This window comes from Caldithrix sp., from assembly GCF_056497305.1.
Window position 1 is genome coordinate 12,892 of record NZ_JBSMDE010000191.1, and the last position, 16,544, is coordinate 29,435.

Annotated in this window: 12 protein-coding genes; all 12 read right to left on the bottom strand. The window is 45.0% G+C overall.

Annotated features, from left to right (window positions below):
- Positions 1–42: 42 nt before the first annotated feature.
- Complete coding sequence (locus ACWB0I_RS15455) at positions 43–696, bottom strand: bifunctional 4-hydroxy-2-oxoglutarate aldolase/2-dehydro-3-deoxy-phosphogluconate aldolase (protein ID WP_479388975.1); 654 nt, start codon at positions 694–696, stop codon at positions 43–45.
- Between the two features lie 64 nt (positions 697–760).
- A complete protein-coding gene (locus ACWB0I_RS15460) occupies positions 761–4,972 on the bottom strand; it encodes an InlB B-repeat-containing protein (protein WP_479388976.1) in 4,212 nt (1,403 codons plus the stop codon).
- 30 nt (positions 4,973–5,002) lie between these two features.
- Complete coding sequence (locus ACWB0I_RS15465) at positions 5,003–5,338, bottom strand: cupin domain-containing protein (protein ID WP_479388977.1); 336 nt, start codon at positions 5,336–5,338, stop codon at positions 5,003–5,005.
- Positions 5,331–6,611: an MFS transporter gene (locus ACWB0I_RS15470; RefSeq protein ID WP_479388978.1), complete on the bottom strand. Its 1,281-nt coding sequence runs from the start codon at positions 6,609–6,611 to the stop codon at positions 5,331–5,333. Before ACWB0I_RS15470 ends, ACWB0I_RS15465 begins: the two co-directional genes overlap by 8 nt.
- Before the next feature lie 12 nt (positions 6,612–6,623).
- Positions 6,624–8,813: a heparinase II/III domain-containing protein gene (locus ACWB0I_RS15475; RefSeq protein ID WP_479388979.1), complete on the bottom strand. Its 2,190-nt coding sequence runs from the start codon at positions 8,811–8,813 to the stop codon at positions 6,624–6,626.
- Positions 8,814–8,831: 18 nt separating this feature from the next.
- Entirely contained in the window at positions 8,832–9,599 is a 768-nt protein-coding gene (locus tag ACWB0I_RS15480; protein WP_479388980.1) for an SDR family NAD(P)-dependent oxidoreductase, read from the bottom strand.
- A 53-nt stretch (positions 9,600–9,652) separates the two neighbouring features.
- Complete coding sequence (locus ACWB0I_RS15485) at positions 9,653–10,378, bottom strand: FadR/GntR family transcriptional regulator (RefSeq protein WP_479388981.1); 726 nt, start codon at positions 10,376–10,378, stop codon at positions 9,653–9,655.
- A gap of 130 nt (positions 10,379–10,508) precedes the next feature.
- Complete coding sequence (locus ACWB0I_RS15490) at positions 10,509–10,775, bottom strand: hypothetical protein (RefSeq protein WP_479388982.1); 267 nt, start codon at positions 10,773–10,775, stop codon at positions 10,509–10,511.
- On the bottom strand, positions 10,730–12,673 hold the full coding sequence (locus ACWB0I_RS15495; protein ID WP_479388983.1) for a TonB-dependent receptor: 1,944 nt from the start codon (positions 12,671–12,673) through the stop codon (positions 10,730–10,732). Before ACWB0I_RS15495 ends, ACWB0I_RS15490 begins: the two co-directional genes overlap by 46 nt.
- 123 nt (positions 12,674–12,796) lie before the next feature.
- A complete protein-coding gene (locus ACWB0I_RS15500; RefSeq protein ID WP_479388984.1) occupies positions 12,797–13,906 on the bottom strand; it encodes a hypothetical protein in 1,110 nt (369 codons plus the stop codon).
- 271 nt (positions 13,907–14,177) lie between these two features.
- Complete coding sequence (locus ACWB0I_RS15505; protein ID WP_479388985.1) at positions 14,178–15,431, bottom strand: sensor histidine kinase; 1,254 nt, start codon at positions 15,429–15,431, stop codon at positions 14,178–14,180.
- Positions 15,428–16,105 carry a response regulator transcription factor gene (locus ACWB0I_RS15510; protein WP_479388986.1) on the bottom strand — a complete coding sequence of 226 codons (678 nt, stop codon included), beginning with the start codon at positions 16,103–16,105 and terminating at the stop codon, positions 15,428–15,430. The genes ACWB0I_RS15505 and ACWB0I_RS15510 overlap by 4 nt, the downstream gene beginning before the upstream one ends.
- Positions 16,106–16,544 lie beyond the last annotated feature (439 nt).

The following is a 16,544-nucleotide window of genomic DNA, read 5'->3' on the forward strand; positions in this document are numbered from 1 at the left end:
TGTTTAACCCTTCATATCCATAAAATCCTTTGAGTAAAACGGTTACGGTTCTCTTCCCTGTTTAACAGCCTGAATAAATTTTTGGGCATGTTCACTGAGCGCTGCCCAGTCTTTATTTTTAATCATTTCTTTATTCAAAAGCGCGGTTCCTACGCCCACAAAACTGGCCCCTGATCGGATGAATTCCACCGTGTTGTCTAAATTCACGCCACCAGTGGGGGTTAATTTAATCTGTGGCAATGGCCCGTGAATGTCTTTAAAATACCGCGGTCCAAAACGACTGGCCGGAAAGACCTTAACCACGTCGGCTCCGCCTTCCCAGGCTGCTAAAATTTCCGTTGGCGTCAAGGCTCCTGGAAATACCGCACAATCATAGCGATGTGCTGTGGCCACAATTTCCGGTTTGTACACCGGGCTGACGACGAATTTTGCCCCGGCATGGATCACTGCCTGCGCTGTTGCGTCATCCAGCACGGTTCCTGCGCCAATCAAAAAAGCATCATCTTGCGTTAAGCTTTGACTCAGCTCTTTAATCACATCCACCGCATGGGGCGTGGTCATCGTAATTTCCAGGGCGCGCACCCCTCCGGCTATCAAAGCATTCACAATGCCCGGCAAATCATCCTCTTTGGAAGCGCGGATTACGGCAATCACTCCTGTTTCTTCCAGTAATTGAATAGATTGTACGCGGTCCATCTCAAACAAACTCCTTTATTTAAAGAGGAGGTGGGGTTGCCCCCGCCCCCCCGTTAACCGTGTTTTATTTAACTAACAGCATCTTTTTGATAGCCGAAAATTTACCGGCTTTGATTTGATAAAAGTAGACTCCGGACGCCATTCTGGGATTGTAAAACACCACTTTGTAACGACCGGCTTTCATTGGCTTATCCACTACGGTAGCCACTTCGCGACCAAGTACATCAAAGACTTTTAAGGTCACCCCACCGCTCTCCTTCAGATCAAAAGCGATGGTTGTAGTCGGATTGAATGGATTTGGGAAGTTCTGGTACAGGGCATATTCCAGAGGAATGGGTTGATTTTCATCAATTGCGGTTTCCAGCTCAAAAACGGCCGTAACGGTTTTATTGTCATCCATAGTAATGGAGGCCGGATTGTCGCTTCCGCTTAAATCGCCCTGCCATTCTTTGAAAACATAACCTGAATCCGGGATAGCCGTTAACTGAACAACGGTACCAGGATCGTAGGTTTTGCCTACCGGTTGCGGATCTAAAGCCACCGTTCCGTTGCCTTCAACGATTACGGTTAACAGCTTATGAACCGGAGTTTGTGTGGCCCAGCGCAAATCACCCAAAGCCTGGCCCTCGTGTCCCAATCCATAGAGATGCGATTCCGCCTTGAGGGTGTAATTCATGTTGTCCGCATCTTCAAATTTGGGATCAATGCCCCAGACGGTCTCTTCATCGACCATACCGCCTTTCGATGCTTTAATCGGAACAGCCAGTACATTAAACGTATCAATGTGGCTGACCACGGTTCCCTTGCCCTGCGCATCCATCAAGTCGGCATCCCGTCCTACATCAGACAGGCGACTGTTGGCAATGATGATGTCGCGTACAACAGCGCCGCCACTGTTTTTCAGGTAGAAAACACGTGTGGCCGAATGATTAATCGTAATATGTTCCAGAATAACCGGCGCGTCAGCGGTACTGGTGTCTTTGTCTGAGTAATAGCGCACTGCTTCGGCATCAATATTGGTAAATGTACAATTGCGAACGATTAAGCTATCCAGTGGCCGGTCAGTGTCCCACTTTTCTGTGTCCGAAATGCGGATGGCCTCATAACCGATGTTGGCAAAGGTACAGTTTTCAATGCGTACCACACCAGCCCGAACGTTTTTGTCAATCTTAAAGGCGTGCCCGTCGCCATACTTAACATCTTTATTCTGGTACAGATTAACAAAATCGCAGTCTTTGAGGGTAATGTTGGCTCCCCAGCGCACGGTGTCGCCATTGGAGTAATTGCTCAGGCGAACGCCATACTTCATGCCGTGGCTCTTAGGATGTCCGCCGTCAACTTTAACACCGATTAAAGTGAAACTATCGAACACACGGAAAATATCAATGTTCGAAGCTTCCACATCGCTATTGGTTACCACCGGTTTTTCCGTTAAACCGGGTTTGGCCATGATGGTTAAAGGTTTTAACACCGCTACATCGGAAGGCGATGTGGAGGTGTAGACGCCCGTCGTAGTTAGCATAATGGTATCAATGTTGGAATTATTATTGGCAAATTCCACGGCCTCCCGCAAATCCCAGGTAGAATCAATTTCCAGTACGTGGGATCCGGTTTGAATTTCTCCAAAATTGGCAATCACGTGTTTATCGCCGTCCAGAACCAGAGTGTCGGGATTTTCCGAGCTGACCAGATCGCCGGTCCAACCTGTAAATTCCCATCCGGGAAACGGCGTGGCCGTCAGAATCACCGTAGTCAAGGTATCATACGTGCCCAAAATGGGCTGGGGCGTGACCGTTACGCCGCCCAGACCGACCGTATCAATATCCAGGGTAACCTGAGGCAGGGTGCTGCGGAAATGCGCCGTTAAATTCATATCCGACATAATGGTAAAGGTAAACGGATTGTCCGTTGTGGCTGTATCACCGCTCCATTCCACAAATTCCCAGGTGGAAGAATCCGGAACAGCGGTCAGTGTGACTTCCGTACCTTCATCGTACCGATTACCTTCCAGAGGCTCCGGACTAAATTCCACATGGCCAATACCTTCTACTTCAACATTTACCACATATTTGGGCGCTGTGGTTTCGAAGATGGCCTTTACAGTTTTGTTGTCATCCATGGTAACCGTAGCCGTTGGATTGTCCGGCGGAAAAGCTACCGCGCCTTCCCAGGCCGAAAATTTCCAGCCTGGCGAAGGGCTGGCGGTTAAGGTAACGGTCGTACCCGGATCGTAATAGGGGCCTGCCGGATCGGCTGTCACCGTACCGCTGCCTTCAACAATAATGGACAAACGATATTGCCCGGGATGTTCGGCCCAGCGCAAATCGCCCAGAGGCTGTCCATCATCGCCAAGGGTCAACACGGGAGAATTGGTATCCAGCGTAAAATCGCCATTGGCCGGATCGGCGAACATGGGATCGACATGGAAAGTATCCGATACGGTAGCGCTGGAAACTTTCCAGCTTACCACATCCCAGACAGCGTTGTGATGAAAGAGATTGTCAGCGGATTCAAAGCGACTGAAATAACTGCCATAACTATTTTTTACAAACAGGGAATTCTTAACTTCTACATCCGTCATGTCGTCAAAAAAGATCATTCCTTTGGAACTGCCGCCGCAATCGTAAAATGTACAATGATTCACGCGCACTATGGTATTGGGATTGGTGTCCCCTTTGATTCCTTCGCGGGCAAAGCCATGGAAAGTACAATTATAGAATTCAGCGTATTTTAATTGGACCGCGGGATCGCTCGATGAGCCTGAGTAAAGTGTAACGCCCTCTTTGGCCCCATTGGCAAAGGTGCTGTTGTGCACAATAAGCGAATCGATACCGCAATCTGCGTAGGGCTTGATGATCTTTTCATTGAAATCATGAAAATCACAATCCATTACTTTCACAATCATTGAACCATTGACATCGCCGTTGTCCAGACGCAGAGCATATTTTGCCTTGGCTGCGGCGCCTTCAGCCGTACCGTCGCCGTCCAGTTCCAATCCTTGCAGCGTAATTTTAGGCGAACCAACCACTTTGAACATGTAGGCGCCGGTAGAAGTGCCCACGTATTTTAAAATTGGTTTGCTGTACAGACCATCGGCCGCACGAATGGTCAGGTCTTTGTCCAGTACGATTTGATCAGATGAAAGATAAACGCCTCCGCTGGTAACCAATTCAATGATGTCGCCAGGTTCTGCAGCATCAATGGCCGGTTTCAGAACATCGGCGCCGGCTTCAACCTGAATGACTTTGGGCATTAAGTATTGTGGATCCCAGCGCAGGTCGCCCATGGCATGGCCATCGTCTGCCATGCTCAGCACAGGAGAAGTGTCCGAAAGCGTAAAATCGCCATTGGCCGGATCGGCAAACATGGGGTCGGCATGCAGGGTATCCGAAACGGTTGCATTGGAGACCGTCCAGTTTACTACATCCCACACGCCATTATGATGAAACATATTATCAGCCGATTCAAAACGACTGAAATAGCTTCCGTAACTATTTTTGACAAACAGGGAATTCTTAACTTCCACATTGGTCATGTCGTCAAAATAGATCATCCCCTTGGAACTGCCGCCGCAATCGTAAAATGTACAGTGATTCACCAGAACCTGAGTATTGGGATTGGTATCTCCTTTGATACCCTCGCGAACCATGCCGTAGAAGGTACAGTTTTCAAATTTAGCGTATTTTATACGTACAGCGGGATCACTTGAAGAACCTGAATAGAGCGTAACACCTTCTTTAGCCCCATTGGCAAAGGTACTGAAGGTAACGATCAAGGAGTCGATTCCGCAATTGGCGTAGGGTTTAATTATTTTTTCATTAAAGTCATGCAGATAGCAATCATTTACCTTGAGGACCATCGTACCCAGTGTGTCGCCATTATCCAGCCGGAAAGCATATTTTGCCTTCGCTGCGGCGCCCTCGGCTGTACCGTCACCGTCGAACTCAATGCCGTCAACAACAATTTGGGGAGAATTGATCACTTTAAACATGTAAGCGCCCGTTGAAGTACCGATGTATTTGAGTACCGGTTTTTGCTCGAGGCCATCTGCTGCCCTGATGGTTAAATCTTTATCCAGCACAATTTGATCGCTTGAAAGATAAAGCCCTCCGCTGGTGGTCAGCTCAATAATATCTCCGACAGCGGCCGCATCGATGGCGGCTTTCAATACATCGGTACCCGCCGCAACCTGGTGCACCGTCTGAGCTTTAAGTTGAGGTGAAATCAACAAAACGCTCAGTAAGAGAATCGTAACAAAACGTAATTGTTTGCTCATGGAGCCCTCCTGTTTATTGGTTGATGTCTTTTATTTCAAGAAATCTTCACGCAATGGTGAAAAGGTGTCGATTAACACGCCCTCTTCCAGACAAACGGCGCCATGCTCCACATTAGCCGGAATTACAAAAGCATCACCTGCTTTTAGAATTTGTTTTTTACCATCGATTTCCACTTCGAATTTGCCGGAAATGACATACGAGACCTGTTCATGAGGATGCGTATGTTTGTAGCCAATGGCGCCTTTGTCAAAATGCACCTTGACCAACATTAAATTGGGCTGATAGCCCATAATTTTTCGTTTCATGCCATCGCCGGCCGGTTCCCAGGCAATGGCCTGATCTTTGATATGGAATGGATTATTCATGGTTTACTCCTGCCTGTATGCGATGAATTTTCCCGCCAAAAAGATAAACACAGAAAATACCGATGGGCACCAGGGCGGCCCCTAACATGAAAAACGGAATGTAGGAAACGCGTGTGATTAAAGGGACCAGATAGGTGGTGATGATGACGCCCAGGGCGGCTGTGGTGCCCCCCATGCCGGCGACGGTGCCCACATTCTTGCCCACGTAAAAGTCACTGGGTAAGGTTTGAATATTGCCAATAGCCACCTGAAAGCCAAAGAGAATGAGCGCAATTAATAAAACTGCAATAATCGGCGATGCCGCATAAGCTGTGAGTAACAAAGATGGCAACATGACAGCAGCGCCAAACAGGATGGATTGCTTGCGCGCCTGATCGACGGTTTTTCCACGACGCATCAACCAGCCGGCCAGCCAGCCACCGGAAAGCGCGCCCACCGCTGCGCCCACATAGGGCACCCAGGCAAATAGGCCAATCTGCTTGATATCAAATCCGAAGCGATCGTGCAGGTAAATGGGCAACCAGTACACAAACAACCACCAGATGGGGTCCAGAAAAAAGCGCGAAGCCAGCACAGACCAGGTTTGTTTAATGGAGAGCAATTTTTTGACACTCAAAATAATGCCGTCTTCTTCTCCCTTGCCGTCCACTTTCTGCCCTTCCAGAATGTATTGGCGTTCTTCTTCTGTGAGCCATGGGTGTTCTTTAGGCAAAGCGCGGTTAATAAAAAACCAGGGAATAATCCATAACAGACCCAGCCCGCCAAGAACGACAAATGTCGCCCGCCAGCCAATCAGTAAGTACAAAAAGGCAATCAAAGGCGGCGAAATGATGGATCCAATGGAAGCGCCGGTGTTAAAAATTCCCTGGGCAAAGGCACGTTCTTTGACCGGAAACCACTCGGCATTTGATTTGGTCGCGCCTGGCCAGTTTCCCGCTTCGCCCAAACCCAGCATAAAACGGAAAAAGCCAAAACTCATGACGCTTTTGGCAATGGCATGCCCCATAGCAGAAAACGACCAGATAAAAATAGAGATCACAAAGCCAAGACGCGTGCCAACCCAGTCGTACAATCTTCCGGAAAGACTCTGACTGATGGCATAGGCAATGGTAAACGTAATGGCTATTTTAGAATAGTCTAATTTACTCAATCCCAGATCGGAACTGATATTGGGCCACATGATGGCCAGGGCGCTCCGGTCGATGTAATTAATGACTGTGGCCAGCGCTACCAGAGCAATAATCCACCATCTAAGTCCTTTTAATTTTGCCATGTCTCATCCTATTTATTTAATTTTTTCCACTTTGTAATTTCCACGCCAGGAGAAAAGGCGATCTCCAAACTTTACCCGATGCCTGGCCTGTTCGTCAGCTTTTTGATTGGTGACCATGATCCGCCAGGCGGCGCCATCTTTACAGGCGATTTCCACCACACTCCCCTGATCATTGTGCCCAATAATGGTGATTTTTGAGAAGGAAGGACGAGCATTTTCCGATCGTTCCTCAGCTTCGTTAAAGTAGCCATGCGGTTCAATGACCGAAACAAACAGAATATTTTTCTGATGTACGCGAAAAACCATCCCTGGCTCATTTCTCAGATTAAAATGCGGATCATGAGCACCAATGCGTGTGAAAAAGACCTGCGCCTCCGGCTGGGCGGCAGTTAAAAAGGAATAATAGCGTTGCCCGGAAACCCAGGTAAATTGAAACGGTTGATTACCGACGCCCTCTGCTTCATTCCATAGGTGCTGATAACCATAAGACGTGCCCATTGGTAGTTGCAAACTGTCATGGGCCGTTAATGCCCAGTTACTGGTCACAAATTGCCCATCAAAATGCAGGACGTAATCATACACATGCTCACGCCGGGAAGTTAGCCGATAGAGATCAACCACAAAGGGATACGGAACCTGGGGATCGTGGATCAGGAACATGGTACGCTGCATGTGCACACCTGGATAATGGTCATCAGAAATGGCGCTCATCACCTGTACCCGGGGATTGGAAGCGTCAAAGAAATGGCGTCTGGCAAAAACTTTATCGGCTTCCTTGCGATTTGCTCGATTCTGAGAAACCTGATCTACAACCACCGTATTGTGCGCCACAGTTTGTTTGGCATAGGTGGTATTTTCTGGCAAATAACGCCCCCCAAATTTCGGCTCCATATTAATCCAGCGGGCAAAACCATAATCCGGCACGACCGATCGTCCCTGATCGTACAGAATAAAATGCAGTTTATCAAAATGTCCGTGTCCTTTGCCATGAACGCCATATTTCATCAAAAGCATGGTTTGCTCCGGGCCCTTGCCTGTTCGCAAAATTCCCAGGCCGCCTCTTTGCCCGTCAAAACCGTCTCTAAACTCCACGCTCGGCCACTGTGGAAATTCGATGTTATGCCCATCCCCAAAATCCCGTGCCACGCTCAGACCACAAATATTCAAAACAACACGGCCCTGTAGCTTTTTGAGTCCTAACAATTCCTGACTTTTGCCATAACGGTAATAGGCAATATCATTGGCGATTACCACGCCTACGGCTGCCACATTCATGGTGCGTGAGGCATCGTTGATCGGTGGGAAAACGCCATCGGGGAAGGTGGTTTTGACGGCTGCGAAATACGCTTTTTTCAAAATGGAATCACGATAGGCAAAAATTTTGAGTTGCGGCCTGTTGCGTTCCAAGGCTTCGGCAAATAGGAAAAAGGGACGCAAGGCGTAACGGATGTAGTAGGGGCCCTCCATGTAGTAACCATCGGGAGAGAAAAGTAAATCCAGTTGTTTTAAGAAACCTCCCTGGTCATTTTTTTCGGTTCCATAAAGAGCTTTATCGACTAATTCCTGATCATCCAGAACCAGGCCCAGCATCCCCACAGCCGTTACCGCCCAGGTACCATGATTGTGAATGCGATTGAACTCTTGCGGATGTTCATCCGAAAGCCAGCGGGCCATGGGCCGAAAGATATTCTTTTCAAAAAGCGATCGGTCCTGCTCCGACAACCAGTCATAGATGCAATCATAGGCCTGTACCGTGTAAACCAGCCAAACCGCTTCGTTCAATGACTGATGGAACAATTTACCGGGCGACTGATTGTGAGACAGGGGATGCGCTCCAAGGGTGGGATAGAGTTTTGCATATTTCAGCAACATCCGGCGAATAAACTGCGCGTATTTCTCCTGCCCCGTAATCTGAAACAGCAACCCGGCGGCCCGCATCTCACGGTAATTCTGTTTATGTCGCTCATGCTCGTAGCCGCCAGCCTCCCCTGGAGGTGGAACATCAATGGGCTGCTCCAGGGCACGATCGACCATTTCTCTATTTTTCTGGAAAGAAAATGCAAGGAGCGGAAAGTTATGCAGTTGCTGAGCAATGCTCTTCGCTTCCTTCGACGAAATAAAGAGGGAAGGATGTTCCCCGGCCGGCAACATCCCCCACAAAAGGAAAAGGTTAAGAAATATGAAAGCAAAAAAACGTTTCATAAAAATTTCTCCAATCCATTAAGGCATGTACAAACCACCATTTACTTCCAGAGATTGCCCGGTTACATAGTCAGACAATTCCGAAGCCAGGAATAGGACCGCTCTGGCGATGTCCAGTGGTTCGCCTACCCTGCCCAATGGGATTAGAGAAGGCATTTTTTCACGAACCTCTTTCGGTGTAAAGGTGTTATGAAAAGCCGTAGAACCGATAAAGCCGGGAGATACACAGTTAACATTGACCTTAAACGGAGCCAGTTCTTTGGCCAATGATTTGGTAAACGTCCAGATGGCGCCTTTAGCGGCAGCATAGGCGGCAGCGCCCGGGCCGCCACCATCGTGCGCAGCCTGAGAAGAAAGATTGATGACCTTACCTGAATTTTGTTTCTTAAAATAAGGAATCACCAGATGGGACATCAAAAAGGCACTTTTGATGTTCACATCAACCACCGTTTGGAAATGATTCTCATCAAATTCGGCCACTGGAACACGCCCGATTAAACCGCCAGCATTATTGACCAGAATATCAATGGTCTGGCCCAATTCCAGCGCAGCTTCGATTAATTTACTGGCTTCCTCCTTTTTAGTAACATCCGCCACCACGGCCTTGACTTTGGCCCCGGTTTTTTCAGCTATTTCTCTGGCCACCTGTTCCAGCCGTTGACCATCCTGGTGATTGTTAATGACCACATTGGCACCGCAAGAAGCCAGAATGTTTGCAATCTCTCGCCCAATCCCCTGAATACTTCCCGTTACAATGGCGGTTTTGTTATTAAGATTAATCTCCATTTCTCCTCTCCTATTTGTATTATGTACTACAAATTTTTTCCCATAAAAAAAATTTATTTCATTTTGGCCACAATAGTTCTGGAATGTTCCTCAGCAATACGTAGATGTTCGCGCATAAAGGCGTAGGCCTTTTCTTCATCCTGATCGCAAATACTTTGGTAGATTTTTTCATGGTATTCCAGGGCCGCGCTTTTGGCCACGTTGATTTCAGCATAAACCAGAGTCCTGATTTTAGGCATCAACTGGAAAATGGGATCGATCATGATGGGAATGATGGGGTTAGCCGTTGCCCGGGCAATAAATAAATGGAATTCGCGGTCCAGTTCGCCTTCCAGGCGGAAATCGTGTTTACTGACTTTTTTAAACTTTTCCAGATTTGTGTGCAGTTTTTTGATATCGTCTTCGGTACGGTTTCGGGCAGCCAGACGTGAAATTTCCGGCTCGATGATTTTACGCACTTCCATGAGGTACATGATGTAATTTTTGTCAAAATTCAACTCCAAGTAGAGACGCATGGGTTTAATGACATTCTGAGGTGAATAATCTTCAATATAAATGCCACTCCCCTTTTTAACGGAGATCAATCCTTTGGTTCGTAACTTTTGTAACGCCTCTCGTAGTGCGGTGCGACTAACGCCAAACATTTCACAGAGTTCATGTTCGGTGGGCAATTTTTCGCCGGGCAAAAACTTTTTTTCAATGATGGCTTTTTCAATCCGGTCCTGAATTTCCTGACTCAAGGTCGAAGCATTTTTAATCGCTTTAAATTCGTAAGACACGTGCACCTCTTTTTGTAATATGTATGACAAATCGAATTTTAAGAAATGAAAATCAGATTGTCAAATTTTTTTAGGATTGTTACAAAAGGTTGCAGTTGGAATCTTTAAATTAAGCTTCCATTGTACCAGTTTACAGCTTAAACCATACAACCACATTGATCACGCGACCTTCCACGGGCATGTAAATTTCCTTAAACTGAGGATTACTTATAGGTGGAATAACCAGTGGTTCGTATTTGCTCTGTCTTTCATCCAGTAGATTCTCAATATTAAAGACCAGGGAAAACAGTTTGAATTTCTTTTCGAACATAAAGCCAAAGATAAGATAGGCCTTTTTCTGGCTACCGTCTGTTAAAATTGTTTTCCTGTGTAAAATCCTTCTAATCCAGTTCGCCATTTGCCTTCTTGTTCGTAAACCATAGTAAAGTTAACTTTATGCTGAGGGGTAAACGGCAATCTTCTTTTCCCTTCCGAAACCATCCATTCAGTATCGACGAAATTGTAATCGAGAAAAACCTCAAGTTCATCTACATTTAGAATAAGATGTGTTTCGGCCCCACGGGCTAACATGGGCGCGCTGGAAAAATTAAGCGGGCCGTTAATAGAAGTTGAAATAGCCATTTGAGCATTATTAATCCGCGTGACATAGAACGACTGGTTCAGGCTAAGGGCCATTTCATCTTTCCAGTAGTGGTAGGTCATATCAAAGGAGAGATCACGGGATCGTTCGGCGTGCAACCTTGCTGTCGGTGAAATGTGGTAGGTGTAAAAATCCTTTGCCGGTGCCACATCGTGCAAAACAGGTACACTGTAACCAAAACCGCCCGATAGGCGCAATTTTATTTGGTTAGATGCGTTGAATAAAAGGGCGGCATGGGGCAGAAAGAATGAAGTCTTTTCCCATTGATAATCCCAGCGCAAACCACCGTGAACAGTCCAGCCCGACGCGAATTTCCAGTCATCCTGGGCAAACAGGCCAATGGTTGTAAGGGAATAATCGTAAAGCTGATGAACGGCCTGCCTGAATTGACGAAAAGTATTATGAATGAAAGAGACACCGCCAACCCACTTATGCTTTCCGGCAGGTAAAAAATATGTGGCTTCCCCAAAGGCGTAGTTCTGCTTTCCATGAAAATAGGCCTGGGGGAAGGTAACGTTTTGATCGAAATTTTGATAGGATGTTCTAAAGGTAGCGGAACGACCGCTGGCGAATCGCTTCTGGAAGCGCACGTCCAGACCAAGGCGTCTGGTGGCGTAAGTCTCTTTGTAAATATGAAGCGAATCGCCTCCCTGGTTAAGCACATGCATATCGCCCCCAGCGCGATTTTCAAAAAAGGAATTGAGGCAAAGCATGAGTGAAGTTCTTTTATTAAAATTGTAAAAGAACCGCGGGTTGATGCTGGCCTGTCGAAATTGGGGAATATCGCTAAAACCATCTCCATCAATATCAACGGCCGATTGCAGGCTGTGACTGGTTAAAAAGGTGAGGCTGGCTTTTCCGTATTTTGCGCTGTAAAAGGCGCTGACATCGCTGCCCTGCCGATTGGTTCGGTTCAAAAGTAAATCCAGATGGGGCTGGGCTGAAGGAGTCCGTGAAATCAGGTTGACAATACCGGCTACCGCACCGTTGGCAAACAGCGTAGAATAGGAACCGCGCGTGATTTCGATTTGCTGTAAATCCAGCGGTGGGATCTGCAGAGGGCTCAAACCGGAGCCCAAATCGCTAAAATCGGGGAAACCGTCCTTAAGCAATTTTGTGTAACGCGCAGGTAATCCCTGCAGGCGAAAACGGATGGCTCCGCTTATTAGGGAGGTTTGTTGCGTAATAATGCTGCTGGATTCGCTTAAAAACTTGGAAATGTTGCCTGGGTTGATGCCAATTTCTTCATTAATCTCTTCTCTGCCTAGCACTTCAATACGTACCGGGGTTTTGGCCACGATGCTATTATTGCGCGTTGAAGTTACTACAATTTGCTCACTGCGGAAGGGCGCCGGTTCCAATAAGACTGTTAAAGTCTTTCCCTTTTTTTCTTTCATTGGAAAATTTAATGGCAATCGTTTAGTACGGTAGCCAACGTATGAAATAACAAGAAAATGACGTCCATTCGGAATGTGTTTTATTTCAGCCAGGCCCTGCGCACCGGTCGAAGCGCCGATTTGTAAAGAGTCAAAATAGACATTAGCACCGACCAACGGCTGATGACTTTCTGCGCTTTTAACCAGAATTTTGATAGCATTTTGTGCAAAAACAGCCTGAGCTAATAATAGCCAGGTCAAGAATAGGACGTGTTTCATTTTTAATCCCTGATCATTTTTCGTATCGTTGTAAAAGTTGACAGATTTTCTAACAAGTTAGATTATTGCAATGCCTTCTTAATAAAAAACATGCTCATTTAAAAATCACAATAAGCCTGTACATTAATTACTATGCTTCAGGCCGAACTGCACCAGTTTTAATCCTCCATCTAAGATGAGGCCCACCCCCGGTGCATACATTTTGTACTCTTTAATGCCCGGTTCCAGCGGGGTGGTCTCTTCTGTTTTTAAGCAGTGGATAAAATGGCCCGCCGGAGTATCTAATGTTTCATTTAGAGATTTCACTTCAGCACGGTCCAATGCTTTACCAGGAGCGACTTCCTGATAAAATTTTTGTCCGGGATGCGGCTGGCCGGGCATCATCAAACCAAAGTGTGCCCCATCCTCTCCCGATAGCCAGGCCCCCTCATGGCCAACTACTTTTCCATTACTGTAGATATCCACACTCTCGCCAAAATAAAACACATCCCGAGTTTTAGGATCAATGGCATAAAAATTTCGGGAGACTTCCGATAGGGAGCCATTTTGTGTTTCGCGTTCTTCTACAATGCGTGTTTCCACTCCATCAACAACTTTTACCTCATTCAACACCGTAACAGCCAACTCAATCTGCTTGCCATCTTCTGTTCCTCTAAGAATAAGCCGGTAACCGGGCTTCAAAATAAAATATGGATTTTCACCTATGGATGTTAGAGCGCTTTTATCGACTTTAAAATCCCTTTGCCAGGTTTGTGCCTCTTTCCAATTTTCCTGGTTGTTGGCTTCAATTTCTTCTTTCTCAGCACTTTTATTAACCGTTTCAATCAACGTCCCATCCGGACGATACATGGCGACTAAAGCGCTGTCCCCTTTTTTAAGCTGAACTTCAAATATCGTTCCCTTTTTCTTTTCGATTTTAGCCGTTTCCTGAACCTCGTAAGCGCTCAATTCTTTTCTTAGTGCCGATTTTACAATTTTCGGCAGATCTTCTTTTTTAATTTCTGTTTCCTTTTCTATCACATGGCCTTGTGCATCCAGAATAATCGACATCTCCACATCACCGACCTCAAAATTAGCCTCGAAATTGCCCTGTTCCTGTTTCCATTCGATTTCGCGGACTTCCGGATACAGGGACTTGAGTTTTTGTTGCAAAACAACTGGCACCAGTTGTTTTTCGTGTGTACAGGCTGTTGCCCCAAAAAGCGTGAATAATAAAATGATAAGGATTTTCATAATTCACCTCCTTCAGTTACATGACGTAGCTCGTAAAATATAACAGGTAATTTTGAAGAAATTCTGAAGGAGAAAGGAATGGTTTTAAAATAATATCTACGTCTACAATAAAGACCGGCTTTTACGGAAACCAAAAAAGACGCTGTTGATTTTGTTGCAATCATAGGTTTGAAAAATGGACAGGCTTTTGGCCATATCTCCAAAAACCTGAAAATGTTAGGTCATTGCATTCGGGCCGTTACGTCAATGTACACATTTTGATTGAATTGGATTAAAAGCGCAATATCAGCGAATGCCAGCCATTCTTAAATGTGTAAGAAATCACCACTCCATTTTGTTGGCAAATCTGTTTAACGATAGTAAGGCCTAAACCTGGTGAATCGTACGAAGTACGTCCTTTTTTAAAACGTTCAAACAAGACGTACGTATCCACTTCAGGACTCTCTCCGGGATTACAGATAGTTAACGAATGATCCCGTATTTCAATTTCAATCCTTCCCTGAGGCACATTGTGTTTAATAGCGTTAGTGAGCAGATTGGAAACCAAAGTCTCGGCCATGAAGGGATTAAAAGCCAGACGCAATGTGTCCTGGAAACGGGTAATCACTGTTAGACGTTTACTCTGAATGAGAGCCTCCATATTTTCAAGTTGTTTTTCTATTACCTGGCGAAAATCTACTATTATCTTTTCCTCGAATTGCCGGTTTTCAATCTTGATCAATAAATTTAAGGATTGATTTAATCGATTTAAACGGTTTAACGCATCGTACATCGCTCGAATATCTTGCAATTGTTCATCTGTTAAATTTTCATCCTGAATAAAAATATCCAGTTTAGAGCGTAAGATAGCTAATGGCGTTTGCATTTCGTGAGCTGCATTTTCACTAAACTCCTTCAGATTGCGGTAGTCCCTTTGCAACTTGTCGGCCATCTCATTAAGGGTTTTGTTTAACTGTTGAAATTCTATGGTGGCGACATCCGGTAAATTTAATGGTTTCTTGCTATTTAACTTAAAATGATTCAATGTTTGCAGCGTGTCGTAGAACGGTTTCCACAGTGTTCGGTCACTCCAGATATTTACTGCATTTAGTAAAACGATCATGGCAATAAAAATGGCAATCATTACACTAAAAACCCCTGTAAGCAAATCGTCTTTTTCGATTAGAGAACGGCGAAGCGTAATTCTGTAATTGGTATTTTTAAGACGGGTGTAAAAATGGAGCTGGCGCAGAGGGACAAATTCTCCTGTCTCCTTGACATGGATGAGTGTATCATTCAAGGATTCTTTTACGGCAACATCGCTTGCCATTTTTTTGATTTCCAGAGTGAGTGTAGCCCAATCAGGAATGGGAATGGGGCTGTTTTGTAATTGTTTGACGATTCTGTTTTTTTCTGAAAATAGGGTTTCATCCACTTCTTCTGTAATAAGCGCTTTGAGCACATAGTAGATAGTGACGCTTCCAAGTACAAAAACCAAAAGCGAAGAAAATACGAAATAGATAATAACGCGTTTAAAGAGTTTCATTTCACCTCAAATTTATATCCGATGGCATAAATAGTCTTTATGTAATCGTTTCCTCCGGCCTGAATTATTTTTTTACGCAAATTTTTAATGTGTGTGTAAATAAAATCAAATGAATCTATTAAATCGGCCTGATCCCCTAAAAGATGCTCCGCAATCGCTTCACGCGTGAGTACTCGATTTTTGTTACCTACCAAATAGAGTAACAAATCAAATTCTTTTCTGGTTAAATTGAGCTCGTTGTCGTGGACAAAAACTCGATATTCATCGGGGTAAAGGGTTAAATCATGGAAGACAATCTTCTTTTCGCCTTCAAATTGACGACGACGGATGATGGATTGAATGCGGGCGCTTAGTTCCGGAAGATGGAATGGTTTGGCCAGGTAGTCATCTGCCCCGGATTTGAGGCCATTAATTTTATCATCCAGGGCATTTTTCGCAGAGACAATAATGATACCGGTTTTCATATGTTCTGCTTTTAGTATTTGCAGCAAATCGAGGCCGTTCCCGTCAGGAAGCATGATGTCGAGCACCACACAATCGTAACTATTAAGATGTAGTCGGTTTAGCGCTTCTTCAAAATTAAAAACAAGATCGCATTGGTAGCCTTCCTGTCGTAGAAAATAACGGATGGATTCACCCAATTCTTTTTCATCCTCGATCACTAAGATATTCATCTCTTTTTTCTCTTCTATTTATCATTAATAAGATAATAACAAATTTTGGAGAAAATTTGAAGCATTTTTGGCCAGATAAACATTTTATTTAGAAACATTGAAAAAAATTTAGGAGTAGGTTGGGTAATTATTTTATGTATCCATTTTTTAAAAGAGTAAGAAAACATGCGCTGCTTATGGCTTTGAACTTTTTAAAATTGGTATTAAGTTGAACTCATTTGTAGTCCCGGATAGGAGGCATGGTATTAAAAATGGCTTTCTACCACCATGATGTTGCAGGCGTTTTAACCAGTATTTTGTATTAAAATTATTAATGAGTTCAGTATAAAAACCACGAATTTCACGGATTAACACGAAGATATTTGATGTAATTTAAATAAAAACAATAGGCAAATTTAAATAAAATTCGATAATAATACCTTTTTAGAGTGGACTCATT

Coding starts and splice junctions, on each gene's coding strand:
- ACWB0I_RS15455 (WP_479388975.1), bottom strand. CDS start 696: ATGGACCGCGTACAATCTATTCAATTACTGGAAGAAACAGGAGTGATT.
- ACWB0I_RS15460 (WP_479388976.1), bottom strand. CDS start 4,972: ATGAGCAAACAATTACGTTTTGTTACGATTCTCTTACTGAGCGTTTTG.
- ACWB0I_RS15465 (WP_479388977.1), bottom strand. CDS start 5,338: ATGAATAATCCATTCCATATCAAAGATCAGGCCATTGCCTGGGAACCG.
- ACWB0I_RS15470 (WP_479388978.1), bottom strand. CDS start 6,611: ATGGCAAAATTAAAAGGACTTAGATGGTGGATTATTGCTCTGGTAGCG.
- ACWB0I_RS15475 (WP_479388979.1), bottom strand. CDS start 8,813: ATGAAACGTTTTTTTGCTTTCATATTTCTTAACCTTTTCCTTTTGTGG.
- ACWB0I_RS15480 (WP_479388980.1), bottom strand. CDS start 9,599: ATGGAGATTAATCTTAATAACAAAACCGCCATTGTAACGGGAAGTATT.
- ACWB0I_RS15490 (WP_479388982.1), bottom strand. CDS start 10,775: ATGGCGAACTGGATTAGAAGGATTTTACACAGGAAAACAATTTTAACA.
- ACWB0I_RS15495 (WP_479388983.1), bottom strand. CDS start 12,673: ATGAAACACGTCCTATTCTTGACCTGGCTATTATTAGCTCAGGCTGTT.
- ACWB0I_RS15500 (WP_479388984.1), bottom strand. CDS start 13,906: ATGAAAATCCTTATCATTTTATTATTCACGCTTTTTGGGGCAACAGCC.
- ACWB0I_RS15505 (WP_479388985.1), bottom strand. CDS start 15,431: ATGAAACTCTTTAAACGCGTTATTATCTATTTCGTATTTTCTTCGCTT.
- ACWB0I_RS15510 (WP_479388986.1), bottom strand. CDS start 16,105: ATGAATATCTTAGTGATCGAGGATGAAAAAGAATTGGGTGAATCCATC.